This is a genomic window from Streptomyces sp. GESEQ-4 (assembly GCF_017948455.1).
Classification (GTDB): Bacteria; Actinomycetota; Actinomycetes; order Streptomycetales; family Streptomycetaceae; genus Streptomyces.
This window is the reverse complement of record NZ_JAFFSU010000008.1, coordinates 205,538-219,061: the sequence shown is the minus strand read 5'-3', so window position 1 is coordinate 219,061 and position 13,524 is coordinate 205,538. Positions and strand designations below refer to the sequence as shown.

15 protein-coding genes are annotated in these 13,524 nt (G+C 71.4%); 5 read left to right on the top strand and 10 right to left on the bottom strand.

Features of this window, described 5'->3' with window-relative positions; all coding sequences use genetic code 11:
* The first annotated feature begins 20 nt into the window (after nt 1–20).
* Nucleotides 21–1,193: a trans-acting enoyl reductase family protein gene (locus tag KCH48_RS18195; RefSeq protein ID WP_210575338.1), complete on the top strand. Its 1,173-nt coding sequence runs from the start codon at nt 21–23 to the stop codon at nt 1,191–1,193.
* 31 nt (nt 1,194–1,224) lie between these two features.
* Here the strand turns inward: KCH48_RS18195 and mmpA are convergent, their stop codons facing one another.
* The 4 genes from mmpA to KCH48_RS18175 all read right to left on the bottom strand — a co-directional run bounded on the left by mmpA (nt 1,225) and on the right by KCH48_RS18175 (nt 3,683).
* Complete coding sequence (gene mmpA / locus KCH48_RS18190) at nt 1,225–1,383, bottom strand: morphogenic membrane protein MmpA (protein WP_210575337.1); 159 nt, start codon at nt 1,381–1,383, stop codon at nt 1,225–1,227.
* A gap of 93 nt (nt 1,384–1,476) precedes the next feature.
* Nucleotides 1,477–2,166: an endonuclease V gene (locus KCH48_RS18185; protein ID WP_210575335.1), complete on the bottom strand. Its 690-nt coding sequence runs from the start codon at nt 2,164–2,166 to the stop codon at nt 1,477–1,479.
* A gap of 37 nt (nt 2,167–2,203) precedes the next feature.
* Nucleotides 2,204–2,530 (bottom strand): plasmid stabilization protein, encoded by a 327-nt coding sequence (locus tag KCH48_RS18180; protein ID WP_210575334.1) that lies wholly within the window; start codon nt 2,528–2,530, stop codon nt 2,204–2,206.
* 43 nt (nt 2,531–2,573) lie between these two features.
* Nucleotides 2,574–3,683 (bottom strand): oxidoreductase, encoded by a 1,110-nt coding sequence (locus tag KCH48_RS18175; RefSeq protein WP_246885461.1) that lies wholly within the window; start codon nt 3,681–3,683, stop codon nt 2,574–2,576.
* 279 nt (nt 3,684–3,962) lie between these two features.
* Between KCH48_RS18175 and KCH48_RS18170 the strand changes: the two genes are divergently transcribed.
* Nucleotides 3,963–4,322, top strand: coding sequence for an SsgA family sporulation/cell division regulator (locus KCH48_RS18170; RefSeq protein ID WP_210575519.1), 360 nt, complete (start codon nt 3,963–3,965; stop codon nt 4,320–4,322).
* Nucleotides 4,323–4,444: 122 nt separating this feature from the next.
* Here KCH48_RS18170 and KCH48_RS18165 read toward each other — a convergent pair whose 3' ends face one another.
* Nucleotides 4,445–5,281 (bottom strand): isocitrate lyase/phosphoenolpyruvate mutase family protein, encoded by an 837-nt coding sequence (locus KCH48_RS18165; RefSeq protein WP_210575331.1) that lies wholly within the window; start codon nt 5,279–5,281, stop codon nt 4,445–4,447.
* Between the two features lie 85 nt (nt 5,282–5,366).
* Nucleotides 5,367–6,038, bottom strand: a complete 672-nt coding sequence (locus tag KCH48_RS18160; protein ID WP_210575330.1) for a GPP34 family phosphoprotein — start codon at nt 6,036–6,038, stop codon at nt 5,367–5,369.
* Between the two features lie 295 nt (nt 6,039–6,333).
* On the opposite strand from KCH48_RS18160, the gene KCH48_RS18155 reads away from it, so the two are divergent.
* The 3 genes from KCH48_RS18155 to KCH48_RS18145 all read left to right on the top strand — a co-directional run bounded on the left by KCH48_RS18155 (nt 6,334) and on the right by KCH48_RS18145 (nt 10,009).
* The gene (locus KCH48_RS18155) at nt 6,334–7,962 is read left to right on the top strand and encodes an ABC-F family ATP-binding cassette domain-containing protein (protein WP_210575329.1); all 1,629 of its coding nucleotides are present in this window, start codon (nt 6,334–6,336) and stop codon (nt 7,960–7,962) included.
* 97 nt (nt 7,963–8,059) lie between these two features.
* On the top strand, nt 8,060–8,836 hold the full coding sequence (ddaH, locus tag KCH48_RS18150) for a dimethylargininase (protein ID WP_210575328.1): 777 nt from the start codon (nt 8,060–8,062) through the stop codon (nt 8,834–8,836).
* Between the two features lie 198 nt (nt 8,837–9,034).
* Nucleotides 9,035–10,009 carry an acyl-ACP desaturase gene (locus KCH48_RS18145; protein WP_210575327.1) on the top strand — a complete coding sequence of 325 codons (975 nt, stop codon included), beginning with the start codon at nt 9,035–9,037 and terminating at the stop codon, nt 10,007–10,009.
* Between the two features lie 19 nt (nt 10,010–10,028).
* Here the strand turns inward: KCH48_RS18145 and KCH48_RS18140 are convergent, their stop codons facing one another.
* From KCH48_RS18140 to KCH48_RS18125, 4 genes are all read right to left on the bottom strand, one after another.
* Entirely contained in the window at nt 10,029–10,274 is a 246-nt protein-coding gene (locus tag KCH48_RS18140; RefSeq protein ID WP_210575325.1) for a WhiB family transcriptional regulator, read from the bottom strand.
* 78 nt (nt 10,275–10,352) lie between these two features.
* On the bottom strand, nt 10,353–11,144 hold the full coding sequence (locus KCH48_RS18135) for a VOC family protein (protein WP_210575323.1): 792 nt from the start codon (nt 11,142–11,144) through the stop codon (nt 10,353–10,355).
* A 136-nt stretch (nt 11,145–11,280) separates the two neighbouring features.
* Nucleotides 11,281–12,285, bottom strand: coding sequence for a LacI family DNA-binding transcriptional regulator (locus tag KCH48_RS18130; protein ID WP_210575322.1), 1,005 nt, complete (start codon nt 12,283–12,285; stop codon nt 11,281–11,283).
* Between the two features lie 77 nt (nt 12,286–12,362).
* Nucleotides 12,363–13,358, bottom strand: a complete 996-nt coding sequence (locus KCH48_RS18125; RefSeq protein WP_210575321.1) for a multicopper oxidase domain-containing protein — start codon at nt 13,356–13,358, stop codon at nt 12,363–12,365.
* Nucleotides 13,359–13,524: the final 166 nt, after the last annotated feature.

The window sequence follows — 13,524 nt, the reverse complement described above, 5'->3', positions numbered from 1 at the left end:
TGCGGAACCCGAGGGGTGTCATGAGCAGGCTGAACGGGGCGGACCGCCCGTACGACATCGTGCTCTACGGCGCCACAGGATTCGTCGGAGTCCTCACCGCCGAGTATCTCGACTCGCACGCGCCCGAGGGTCTGCGCTGGGCGATCGCCGGGCGCGACCGGGAGAAGCTGGAGCGGCTCAGGGAGCGGCTGACCGGCGAGGTCGGCGTGGTGCAGGCGGACGTGTCCGACGCGGCGGCCCTGCGCGAACTCGCCGGGCACGCGCGCGTGCTGGCGACGACGGTCGGCCCCTATCTGACGTACGGCGAGGAACTGGTCGCCGCCTGCGCGGACGCCGGCACCGACTACATCGACCTGAGCGGTGAGCCCGAGTTCGTGGACCTGACGTACGTCCGCCATGACGCACGCGCGCGTGAGACCGGCGCGCGACTGGTGCACGCCTGCGGTTTCGACTCGATCCCGTACGACCTCGGGGCGCACTTCACGGTCCGGCAGCTGCCGGAGGGAGTGCCGCTGACCGTCGACGCGTTCGTGACCGCCGACGCCATGTTCTCCGGCGGCACCTTCGCCTCCGCGCTCAACCAGTTCGCCCGTGCGCGCCAGATGGCGGCCGCCGCACGCGACCGGAACCGGCACGAGCCGCGCCTGGTGGGCCGCCGCGCGACCGCGCCGACGGGTGCGCCCCGGTTCGCCGGGGAGGTCGGCGCCTGGGCGGTCCCGCTGCCCACCATCGACGCGCAGATCGTACGGCGGTCCGCGCGCGCCCTGGAGCGGTACGGACCCGACTTCCGCTACCGCGAGTACGCGGCCGTCCGGCATCTGCCGGTCGCCCTCGGCGGGGTCGCCTTCGCCGGCGCGATGATGGCGGCGGCCCAAGTCCCGGCCGCGCGGCGCTGGTTGTCCTCCCGGGTGGCGCCCGGGGAGGGGCCCGGCCCCGAGAAGCGGGCGAAGAGCTGGTTCTCCGTGCGTTTCGTCGGCGAGGGCGGCGGGCGGCGGGTGTTCACCGAGGTCGCGGGCGGCGACCCCGGGTACGGCGAGACGGCGAAGATGTTCGCCGAGTCGGCCCTGTGCCTGGCCTTCGACGCACTCCCGCCGACGGCCGGGCAGGTCACGACGGCGGTGGCGATGGGCGACGCCCTGACCGAACGGCTGCGCCGGGCGGGCATCACCTTCCGGGTGGCCGCGACCCGCTGAACGGGTCCTAGCGCGACCCGCTGAACGGGCCCTAGAGCGACCACCCGAGCAGGGTGTAGATCATGCCGCCGATCCAGCCGAGCCCGGCCACCACGGCAAGGATCAGCGCGGCGTTCACGGCCCGCTCGACCGGTCGGCTCGGGTCGGCGAGCGGCTTGGGCGAACGGTGGGCTGCACGGTGCGTCGTCATGCGCCCCACCCTGCCGACGGGGACGGTGCGGCCACATCCGTACGGGTACTCAGTCCGGGTACTCAGATCCTGCGCTGCTGGGCCGAGTTCCCTTCAGGCCGTCGCGTCCCGCAGCGCTCTCCGGCACAGCGCGTCGGCCCTGCGGGTCGTCTCCGGGAGGCGGTAGGCGGGGCTCAGGGCGAGGGTGTGTGCGCAGGCGTTGTCGAGGCTCATCCGGTGGCCGACGGAGACGAAGACGGGCTTGACGGCGTGCCGGGTGCGCAGGGCGCGGCCGACCTCCTCGGTGCCCGCGAGCAGCGGCGACGTACTGCCGCGCGGGGCGTCCGGGTCGTCGTACGCGAAGGTGAACGGGTTCTTGGCGACGCCGATCGTCGGCAGGCCGGTGAGGACGCCGAGGTGGCTGGCGAGGCCGAAGCGGCGGGGGTGGGCGAGGCCGTAGCCGTCGCAGACGACCAGGCCCGGCGGGCACGGCAGGGCGTCGAGGGCGGCCAGGACCGTGGGGATCTCGCGGAAGGCGAGCAGGCCGGGCACGTACGGGAAGGAGATCCGCCCGACGGCCGTGGCCTCGGCGACGACGTCGAGACGCGCCGCGTCCAGGACGACGGCCGCGGCCGCTACGACGTCCCGCTCGTCGTCGTAGGCCACGTCGACCCCGGTCACCTGCCCCGATCCGGGCGGCGGTCCGGGCTCGTCGAGCACCACCCGCTCGCGCAACTCGTCCTGGACGGCACGGGCCTGTTCCTCGGTCGCCGGCCAGCCGGCGGGGATGCGTACGGTCGTCATGGTGAGGACGAGGGTACGGCCGCCCGCCGGCCCCGGTTCACTTGCCGCCCAGTGCCTGCTTCAGCTCGCTCTTGTTCATGTCCGAACGGCCGTGGATGTTGCGGCGCTTGGCCTCCTCGTAGAGCTGGTCGTAGGTGGGGCCCTGGGAGCCCTTCCCGGACCGCTGACCGCCGCGCTTGCCGGACGACATGTCCTGCGTCGAGGTACGGCTGGCCTGCTTCGACTCGCCGGACCGGGCGCGTTCCTTGTTCACCGTCCGGGCGGCGATCTCCTGGGCGCGCTCGGGGCTCTCACCGCGATCCCGGGCGCTCTCCTTGATGTGCTCGTACTGGCGTTCCCGCTTCTGGCTCGAACCGCGTGGCATGAAGATCACTCCTCTCGCAGTCGACGACCGGGTACCCACATTTTCAGCCCTCCAGCCGGGCCACCCGCCCCTTCTCCCCGGCGGCCCAGCAGCCCAGGTCCGGGGTGCAGTCCACGGTGTCGTACGAGCCGGAGTCGACGGTCCGCCAGGTGCGGCCGGCGTCCGTCGTGAGGTCCGTGCCGGTGGGGCCGACCGCGAGGGCGGCGCTGCGGCTGTACGGGAGCCAGGCGGCGCCGGAGCGGTAGGCGGGCGGTGGCTGGGCCGCGGGCTGCCAACTGCGGCCGCCGTCGGCGGTGCGTGCGGCGGCCTGCGGGGAGGCCTGGTCGGGGCGGTAGTCGCCGCCGACCGCGAGGCCGTGGGCGCGGTCGCGGAAGGCGAGCGCGAAGACACCGCGCGCCGGGTCGCCCGCCGGGATCGGGGTGTCGGTGGCCGTCCAGGTCCGTCCGCGGTCGGCCGAGTGCAGCACGCGCGCGCGGGTACCGCCGCCGGTGGCCAGCCAGACGTCCTTCGGGCCGGCGGCGACCAGGCACTGGCCGCTGGCCGCGAACCCGAACTCGCCGTCCAGCGCCGCCGGCATGCCGGTGTCGGGCAGCACCTCCCAGGAACGGCCGCCGTCGCTCGTCGACAGGATGCGGAACTTGCCGTCCACCGGGTCGCTCAGCGCGAGGCCGTGGCGGCGGTCGAAGAAGGTCATGCAGTCGTAGAAGGCTCGTGCGTCGGTGTTGCGGAAGGACTCGGTCCAGGTCGCCCCGCCGTCCTCGGTGCGGTAGACGCGGGACGCCTCGCCCTCACCGATGGCCAGCACCACCGCGCGGCGCGCGTCGAACGCCTCGACGTCCCGGAACTCCAGCCCGGCGCCGCCCGGCGGCGAGACGTTCCGCCAGCTCGCGCCGCCGTCCGTCGTCCTCAGGACGGTGCCCTTGGACCCGGCGAGCCAGGCGGTGTTCCGGCTGACCGCCGCGAGCCCCCGGAACCGCACGTCGGTCGTGCCGCTGTCCTTCAGCTCCCAGTGCGGTACCCGGTCCTCGCCGGCCTGCGTGGGCCCGGCGCACGTCAGCACCGCAAGCGCCGCCCCGCACACCACCCCCACGGACACCGCTCGTCTCGTACGTCCCCTTGCCCCGGCCCGTCGCGTGATCCCCAAGCGCCTCATGGCGGGCGAAGCTAGTCCACCGCCCCGGTGCCGTCCAGATGGCGTCGCGCGCCGCCTCACGTTCCCCAAGCGGCACATGAGGTGCGCCAGGTCGCTTCCGTGCATGAAGGCAGTGACCGAGGTCACTCGGCATTCGTGTGCACGGATTGGCTGATTCCGTCGTCTCTCCCAGTGCCCGGCCTCATCCCCCGGAAATCCGTCCCGTCGTCATAAGGGAGCAAGGCGTTGTCCATCATCGAGCAGCCTGTCGAGGCCCGTCTCGTCGCCGCAGCACCGCGGATGCCGAGCATTCCCGCCACCCTGCAGTACGACCGACGCGACCCGTTCGCCATCCGCATGACCTTCCCGGCCCCGGCGACGCTGGAAGGCGTCGACGTCTGCTGGACCTTCTCCCGCGAGCTCCTCGCGGCCGGCATGCAGGATGCCGAGGGCCACGGCGACGTACGGATACGGCCGTACGGGTACGACCGCACGGTTCTGGAGTTCCACGCGCCCGAGGGGACGGCTGTCGTGCATGTCCGTTCGGAGGAGCTGCGGTCGTTCCTGGCGGCGACCAGCGCGCTTGTGCCTATCGGCCTGGAGAACCTGCAGCTCGACCTGGACCACGACCTGGCCGAGCTGATGCGGGATGCGGCGTAGGTGTTCCGCTGGTAGTGCCGCGTTCGGCCGTTGGTCGTCTGCGGGCTCGTTGTGGCTGGTCGCGCCCGCGCGGCGGAGCCGCATATTCAACACAGCCCCGCGCCCCTAAAGGGGCGCTTTGCTCAGCGCGTTCGGCCCAGAAGCTCGTTGAGCTCGCCGTAGTCGAGTCCGTCCGTGAGTGAGTCGTACGTCCCCGCCGTCAGCAGTTCTCGAGTGGCGCGGCGGACCAGGGCGTGTGCGGCCTGGGTGATGCCTGAGCCGACGCTCACGCGGGCGGCCCCGAGTGCGGCCAGTTCGGGCACCGGCGGTGCACCGGGGCCAGCCATCACGTTCAGCGGTGCGTCGATTCCGTCGGCGAGCAGCTTCAGGGTTCCCGGGTCGACGGTTCCGGGGACGAAGATGCCGTCGGCGCCCGCGGCCAGGAAGGCGGCGGCCCGCTCCAGGGTGAGGTCCACTCCCCCGGCGCCGCGCAGGTACGTGTCGATGCGGGCGTTGACGTACAGCGGCACGCCTGCGGTGTCGGCGGCCTCCCGGGCGGCGGCGATACGCTCCGCCTGCTCGGCGACCGGCCGCAGCGGACCCTCTCCGGCGCCGCGCAGCGCGTCCTCGATGTTCACGCCCACCGCGCCCGCCGCGAGCACCGCGCGGACGGTGTCGGCGACGCCCGCCGGATCCTGCGCGTAGCCGCTCTCGATGTCAGCGCTGACCGGTACGTCCACCGCGGCGGCGATGCGCGCGACGGCCTCCATCGCGGCGTCGCGCTCCAGCCGGTCGCCGTCCGGGGCGCCCAGCTCCCACGCCAGCCCGGCACTCGTGGTCGCCACCGCCGCGGCACCGGCGTCCTCGACGAGACAGGCGCTCACGGTGTCCCAGGCGTTCGGCAGGACCAGCGGCCGGCCCGGGACGTGCAGAGCCCGGAAGGCCCGCGCCTGGTCGCGGAGGGTGTTCTGGTTCGTCATGCGGGTCACTCAACCAGCCCTGGCCGTGCGGAAGCTGGCAGAAATCCGACACGATGGTGACGACGGCGCCCCACGCGTGTGCCGCTCAGCCGCCCGTCGTCACCGACGGCGCCGACACCGCCGCGACCACCCCGGCACGCACCTCGCGGATCACCGCCCGCAGTCCCGGCGCCGCGGCCCCGCTCCGTTCCGTCAGCGCCGCCACCCGCTCCTCGTGGCGGCCCAGCTCCTTCGGGGGCACCAGCGTGCTCATCCGGCCCGCGACGGCGAGGGTGACGACGGCGGCGTCCCGGTCCGCGATCTCCGTGACGGGCAGCGGCCCTTCGAGGATCTGCCGCGCCTCCTCGCGCAGCGCCTCCACGACGGTGGCGCGGTGCACGCCGTACTCGACGGTCGGGAAGACCCCGAGGACCCGCTTCTTCGTCACCCGCAGGTACCTGTCGGCGGCGAGCTTCGCCTGGACGGCGTCGAGCGTCACGCGCGCGTGCAGCGTCACCCAGGTCCGCCACCCGTGCGGTCGGGACTCCCGGACGAGTTCCAGGAGCCCGTCCAGCACGGCGTCCCCGGTGAGGGAGTCCATGTCGACCGGAGTCGCGATGGAGTCGGCGTCGAGGAGCAGGCCGCGCTGGGCCAGTTCGGTGAGGGCGCCGGCCCGCACCACATGGTGGAGGTGAGCGGCGCCGGTGACCTCGTTCGTCGTGGTGTCCCAGGCCAGCAGGCAGAGCCGGGCCGGCAGCGACAGCGAGCCGTTGGGCACGGGGCCTCCTTCGCGGTGCGGACGGGCTTCACGTTAATCCGTTGACAGCCGACAAGCCCCCTCGTACGTTGTACAGCGGTTCTGTTGCCGTCGATTGGAGAAGGACGTTGCTCGTCTGAGGTCCTGAGACACCGCGTCACACCCTTGGGTGTGGGCGCCGCGTGCGACCTCGGCATTCGAGCCGTCCTCGACGGGCAGGGCTTTTCTCATGCCTGGTGGGACCTCTTCCCCGTTGGTCGCAGGTGTCTCGACACGCGTTTGCCCTTGATCCTTTCGAGCATCCGCGGAGGCCCGCATGTCTATGTCCATCACCGTTTCGTCCCTGTCCTTCGCCTGGCCCGACGGCACCGCCGTCTTCGAGGGCCTCGACACCGCTTTCGGCCCGGGCAGGACCGGGCTCGTCGGCGTCAACGGGTCAGGGAAATCAACCCTGTTGAAGCTGATCGCCGGTGACCTCGCACCGGCCGACGGCGCCGTCCGGGTGGCCGGCGAGATCGGATATCTCCCGCAGAACGTCACGCTCGACACCGCACTCCGGGTCGACGAGGCGCTCGGCATCGCCGCACAGCGGGCCGCGCTGCACGCCATCGAGTCGGGCGATGTGGCCGAGGAGCACTTCGAGACCGTCGGCGACGACTGGGACGTGGAGGAGCGCGCGCTCGCCACCCTCGGCGAACTCGGGCTCGGGCACATCGAGTTGGACCGCGGGATCGGTGAGGTCTCGGGCGGCGAGTCGGTGCTGCTGCGGCTGGCCGCACTGCTGCTGCGCCGGCCGGACGTCCTGCTGCTCGACGAGCCGACCAACAACCTCGACCTCTACGCCCGCAAGCGGCTGTACGCGGCCGTCGCCGCCTGGCCCGGGGTGATGGTCGTGGTCAGCCACGACCGTGAACTGCTGGAACTGGTCGACCAGATCGCCGATCTGCGCTCCGGGGAGATCGCCTGGTACGGGGGCAACTTCTCGGCGTACGAGGAGATCCTCGCCGCCGAACAGGAGGCGGCCGAGCGTATGGTGCGGGTCGCCGAGGCCGACCTGAAGAAGCAGAAGCGTGAGCTGGTGGACGCCCAGGTCAAGCTGGCCCGCCGCAAGCGGTACGGCCAGAAGATGTGGGACCAGAAGCGCGAGCCGAAGATCATCATGGGGGCGCGCAAGCGTGCGGCGCAGGAGTCCGCGGGCAAGCACCGCATCATGCACCAGGAGAAACTCGCCGAGGCCAGGGAACGTCTCGACGAGGCGGTGGAGGCCGTACGGGACGACGACGAGATCCGCGTCGACCTGCCGCACACGGCCGTACCGCCGGGCCGTACCGTCCTCACCCTCCAGGATCTGGAGCTCGCCTACGGCGCGCGGGTGGCCGGCGGCTTCGAGCTGCGCGGTCCCGAGCGGGTCGCGCTGATCGGACGCAACGGCGCGGGCAAGACGACGCTGCTGCGGACGATCACCGGTGAGCTGGCGCCGGTGTCGGGCGAGGCGACGGCGCATGTGCCCCTGCGGTTCCTGCCGCAGCGGCTCGACGTCCTCGACGACAGCCGCACCGTCGTCGAGAACGTGGCCCGGTTCGCGCCGAGCGCCACCAACAACCGGATCCGGGCCCGGCTGGCCCGCTTCCTGTTCCGGGGCGGCCGTGCCGACCAGCAGGCGGCGACGCTGTCCGGCGGCGAGCGCTTCCGGGCGGCGCTGGCCGCGCTGATGCTCGCGGAACCGGCACCGCAGCTGCTGATGCTGGACGAGCCCACGAACAACCTCGACATGGCGAGCGTCCGCCAGCTCACCACGGCGCTGGAGTCGTACGAGGGGGCGCTGATCGTGGCCAGCCACGACGTGCCGTTCCTGGAGTCGATCGGCATCACCCGGTGGCTGTTCCTGGACGGCGAGCTGCGCGAGATCACCGGTGCCGATCATCTCGGGGAGGCCACAGCCTGACGACGGGGGTTTCGTGCGCCCGGACCGGCCCTGCATGATGGCGGACCGGCGCTGCGTCACGGGCGCCGACACTCTCACCCGATTCGGAGTCCTGGACGTGCCCAGCAAGAAGGCCCTCATCCGCCGCCCCAGCCCGCGCCTCGCCGAAGGGCTGGTGACCCACATCGAGCGGGAGAAGGTCGACCTCGATCTCGCGCTCGAGCAATGGGAGGCGTATGCGGAGGCCTTGCGCGGGCACGGCTGGGAGACGGTCGAGGTGGATCCGGCCGACGACTGCCCCGACTCGGTGTTCGTCGAGGACACGGTCGTCATGTACAAGAACGTCGCGCTGATCGCCCGGTCCGGCGCCGAGTCCCGGCGTGACGAGACCCTGGGCGTCGAGGAGGCCGCGGCCCGGCTCGGCTGCTCGGTGAACTGGATCTGGGATCCCGGCACGCTGGACGGCGGCGACGTCCTCAAGGTCGGTGACACCCTCTACGTCGGCCGGAGCGGCCGTACCAACGCGGCCGGCGTCCAGCAGCTGCGGGCCACCTTCGAACCGCTGGGGGCGCGTGTCGTCGCCGTACCGGTGAGCCGGGTGCTGCACCTGAAGTCGGCGGTGACGGCCCTGCCCGACGGGACGGTCATCGGGCACATCCCCAAGGTGGACCGGCCGTCGCTGTTCCCGCGCTTCCTGTCGGTCCCCGAGGAGGCCGGCGCCCATGTGGTCCTGCTCGGCGGCAGCAAGCTGCTCATGGCGGCGAGCGCGCCGAAGACGGCGGAGTTGCTGGCCGATCTCGGCCACGACCCGGTCGTCGTGGACATCAGCGAGTTCGAGAAGCTCGAGGGATGTGTGACATGCCTCTCGGTCAGGCTGCGTGAACTGTACGCCTGACCGGGTACCGAATCGCCGCAAAAGCCCCGGGACCTGCGAGTCCCGGGGCTGCTCCGTATTCCTTGGGAACGTTGGCTGATCAGCAGTCTTTACAGCGCTCTTAACCTACGGCTTCGTAACCTACGGTTTCGTAGCCTACGATCCCGTAAGTTACCCGGCACCGCTCGCCGGTTCCTCCCGACGTCCCCTGGAGTACCCGTGACGATTACTTCCCCTCACCTCGGCAGCCCTTCCGTCTGGACCGACGCCAAGCTGCTGTACGCGTTGGAGGAAGTCGTCGAGCAGGAACTCAACCGGCATCTGAAGGTCACCAAGGACTGGATGCCCCACGAGTACGTGCCGTGGAGCGACGGCCGCAACTTCCCCGGCTTCTTCGAGGACGGCGAGGCCTGGGACAAGGAGCAGTCCAAGGTCACCGAGATCGGCCGGATCGCCCTCGTCGTCAACCTGCTCACCGAGGACAACCTCCCCAGCTACCACCACGAGATCGCCTCGCTCTTCGGCCGCGACGGCGCCTGGGGCACCTGGGTGCACCGCTGGACCGCCGAAGAGGGCCGCCACGGCATCGTGATGCGTGACTACCTGCTCGCCTCCCGCGCGGTGGACCCGGACAAGCTGGAGCAGTTCCGGATGGCCCACATGAGCGAGGGCTTCGAGTCGGACAACCGCCACTCGATGCTGCACTCGGTGGCCTACGTCTCCTTCCAGGAGCTCGCGACCCGCGTCTCGCACCGCAACACCGGCCACCAGTCCGGCGACCCGGTCTGCGACCGCATGCTGGCGCGCATCGCGACCGACGAGAACCTGCACATGGTCTTCTACCGCAACCTGCTGAAGGCGGCCTTCGAGCTCGCGCCCGACCTGACCATGATGGCGGTGCGCGACGTGATCGTGAACTTCCGCATGCCCGGTCACGGCATGCCCGGCTTCGAGCGGGCCGCCGCGCAGATGGCGATCGGCGAGATCTACAACATGCGCATCCACCACGACGACGTGCTCCAGCCCGTGCTGCGCTTCCTGAAGGTCATGGAGATCGACGGCCTCGGCCCGGAGGGGCAGAAGGCGCAGGACGAGCTCGGCCTGTACATGGGCGGGCTGGACGCGGAGGCGTCGAAGTTCGACGAGAAGCTGGCGGCGCGCAAGGCGCGGATGGCGGCGCGGGCCGCGGGCTGAGACGTCCGGGCGGGGCGGTTCAGGGGGACGTACGCCTGAGTTCCAGGCGTTCCTTCTCCGACAGGCCGCCCCAGACGCCGAACCGCTCGTCGTTGTCCAGCGCGTACTCCAGGCAGGCCGAGCGGATCGGGCACAGACCGCAGATCCGCTTCGCCTCCCGTACGGAACTGCCGGGCTCGGGGAAGAAGAAGTCCGCCCCGGTCTGGGCGCACAGGGCCTCCTCCTGCCAGGCGAGGTCGGCCGGGGTGATGGTTTCGGTGTGCATGGCCAGCAGCGTGCCGGGCATCGAAAAACATCCGATCAACGCCGGATCAACGCGGCGCGCGGCACGGCCGGCGTGTTTTCAGCTCTCCTGCGGCACGCTCTTGATCACCGCGAAGCGCGCGCCGTAAGGGTCGACGAGCTTGGCCATCCGGCCGACGCCCGGCGCGTCGGTGGCGGGCATCCGCACCCCGCCGCCCAGCTCCCGCGCCTTGGCGACCACGGCGTCGGTGTCCTCGACCTCGAAGTACGGCAGCCAGTACGGACCGGACTCCGCCTCGGTCGGGTCGTCCGCCGGCGGCACCAGGCCGCCGAACATGGCGCTCTCATCCGTCCCCGCGGGGTTGACGCAGGTGTACGTGGAGCCGGGGAAGGGCATGGCGGAGGTCTCCCAGCCGAACACGGCGTCGTAGAAGGCGGCGGCCCGGGCGATGTCCGGCGTGTAGAGCTCGACCCAGCACAGCGAACCGGGGTCGTTCACCACGTCGAGACCCTTCCGGGCGGCGGGCTGCCAGATCCCGAAGGGCACGCCCTTGTCATCGGCGAGGATCGCGCTCCGGCCCTGCCCCATGACGTCCACCGGCGCCACGGGCACGCTGCCGCCGGCCTGCTCCACCGCCTTGGCCGTGGCGTCCGCGTCCGGGCTCTGGAAGTACACCGTCCAGGCCGGCGGGCCCTGCTCCGGCGTGGTCTGCATGGCGCCCGCGGCGATCCTGTCGCCGAGCTGGAAGAAGCCGTAACCACCGGCCTGAGGCCCCGCCGACCGGAACTCCCAGCCGAACAGGGCGCCGTAGAAGGAGGTGGCGCCCCCGATGTCGGCCGTACCGACATCGACCCAGTTGGGAGCGCCGTTCACAAAACGGGTGCTGAGCATGGTGCCCTCCGAAGGGTCCCGTTGTCCGGATACCTGCTCTGCCGAGTCTTGCACCGCCCACTGACAATCGCCGTCGGAACGCGTCCGTCCCGGCCCGTCCGGACGTTCCGCCCGGCGGCTCGTGCGTCCGCCGGCGTTACGCCGAGACCCGTCGCACCAGCGTCGTGGGCAGCACCACACCGCCCGGCGTCGGGCCCTTCAACAGCAACCGCGCCATCAACCGCCCCATCTCCTCGATGTCCTGACGGACCGTCGTCAGCGGCGGGTCGGTCTGTTCGGCGACCGGCAGCATGTCGTCGAAACCGATCACGGCGACGTCGTCCGGCACCCGCCGCCCGTGCTCGCGCAGCACCCGCAGGGCGCCCGCGGCGGTCAGGTCGTTCGCGGCGAAGACGGCGTCCACGTCGGAGCACCGGTCGAGGAGTTCCCGCATCGCCCGCTCACCGCCGGCCGGCGTGAAGTCGCCCTCCACGACGAGCCGCGGATCGACGTCGGCCATGACGTCCCGGAACCCGTCGAGCCGGTCCACCGCGGAGGTCTGGTCGAGGGCGCCGGTGATGTGCGCGACGCGGGTGCGGCCGAGGCCGACGAGATGGCGTACGGCCTCGCGGGCGCCGCCGCGGTTGTCGCTGTCGACGTAGACCACACCGCTCGTGCCGTCGCTCCAGCCGGGCCGGCCGCCGAACACGGTCGGGATTCCGGCGCGCTGGATCAACTCGGGCAGTGGATCATCCAGGTGCAGGGAGAAGACGAGGGCACCGTCGACATGGCCCCCGGCGAGATAGCGCCCCACGCGCGCGTGGTCGTCGCGGCCCTCGGTCAGCAGCAGGACGAGCTGGTTGTCGTGGGCCGTCAGCTCCTTGCTGATTCCCCGGAGTTGCAGCGCGAAGAAGGGATCGGCGAAGACCCGCGTCTCCGGTTCGGCGACGACGACGGCGACGGCGTCGTGCCGCCGGGTGACCAGACTGCGGGCGGCCTGATTGGGGACGTATCCCAGTTCCTCCACGGCCCGCCGCACCCGCTCCACCAGAGGTTCCCGCACTCCGTCCCCGCCGTTGACCACCCGGGACGCGGTGGCCCGTGACACCCCGGCCCGGGCGGCCACGGCCTCCAGGGTGGGACGCGGGGCGGTTTCGGTCACGTGGGCTCCTCCTCGGCGGGTGCCGATCAGGATAGCCCGCGCCACGTGCCGCGGTGAGAGCGCTCTCCGCGCACCCGTCAGTGCTCGTGCGCGGACCCCGCGGCCGTCTCATGACCATGCTCGTGCGGCTCGTACCCCGGAATCGTCCCGTCCGTCTTCTTCACCAGGAACAGCCCCACCATCCCCATGTCGGAGTGGCTCTGGACATGGCAGTGGTACATCCACGCGCCCGCCCCGACCCCCTCCCCCGCGATCACCTGGAAGCCGAAGGAGTCCGCCGGGCCGGTGATCTTGTTGTCGATGACCTGGCTCGGGTCCTCGGGGCCGGTGAGCATGCCGGTGCGGTTGTCCGCCCAGCGGTGACCGTGCATATGGAAGGTGTGGTAGTACTCGCCGTGCGTGATCACCACGAACTCGACCCGATCGCCCACCGTGGCCTCGAAGTCGGGCCCCGAGTGCGCCGGTTTGTTGTTGATCAGCATGTCGTTGAAGACGACCGTGTGGGTCGCGTCGGGCAGGACGTCGCCCTGCCGGCGCACGATCACCGGACCGTAGAGGCCCTTGCGGATGCCGCCGGTGCCGTGCTCGGTGCCGACGACGTGGTCGTGGTAGTGCCAGTAGCCCGCGCTGCCCGCCCGCCAGGTGCCGTCCTTGCGGCGGCCGGGCTTGTGGGTGCGCCAGGTGTAGGTGCGGGTGCCGCCCGGCTCGACGTCGCTCTTGTTCAACTTGGTGCCGTCGCTGGTGATTTCGTAGTCCAGGCCGTGGACATGCAGGCTCGCCCGTACGTCGGTGGTGTTCTCGAACTCGATGTGCAGGGTGTCGCCCTCGTTGAGTTCGATCAGTGGCCCGGGGATCGTCGCCTTCCCCTTCTCGAAGCCGTAGCCCAGCTGTCCGTCGGCGAACTTCTCGGCGTACAGCTTGATGTGCTTGACCGCGCCGCCGGCCGGAGCCGTCCCCGCCGCGGCGCTCTTCGCCGAGGTGTCGACACTGGCGGCCTCGGAGGCCACGGACAACGATGTCGCGACGGCCGCGCCGCCCAGCAGCAGACGTCTGTTGAACCCGCGTCGGTCCATGCGGAACTCCCCACCCTGATACGGAACTTGCGGAGGCGCACCTGTGATGAACTTGTGAGACGGTACCGGCCGCACTCTCGTTTATCCACACCCTGGACAAAGTTCGTGTCATTGCGGTCATAGGTATTGGCGGGTCGGGCAAAGAGGTCTAGCTTCCTTGGCGTTG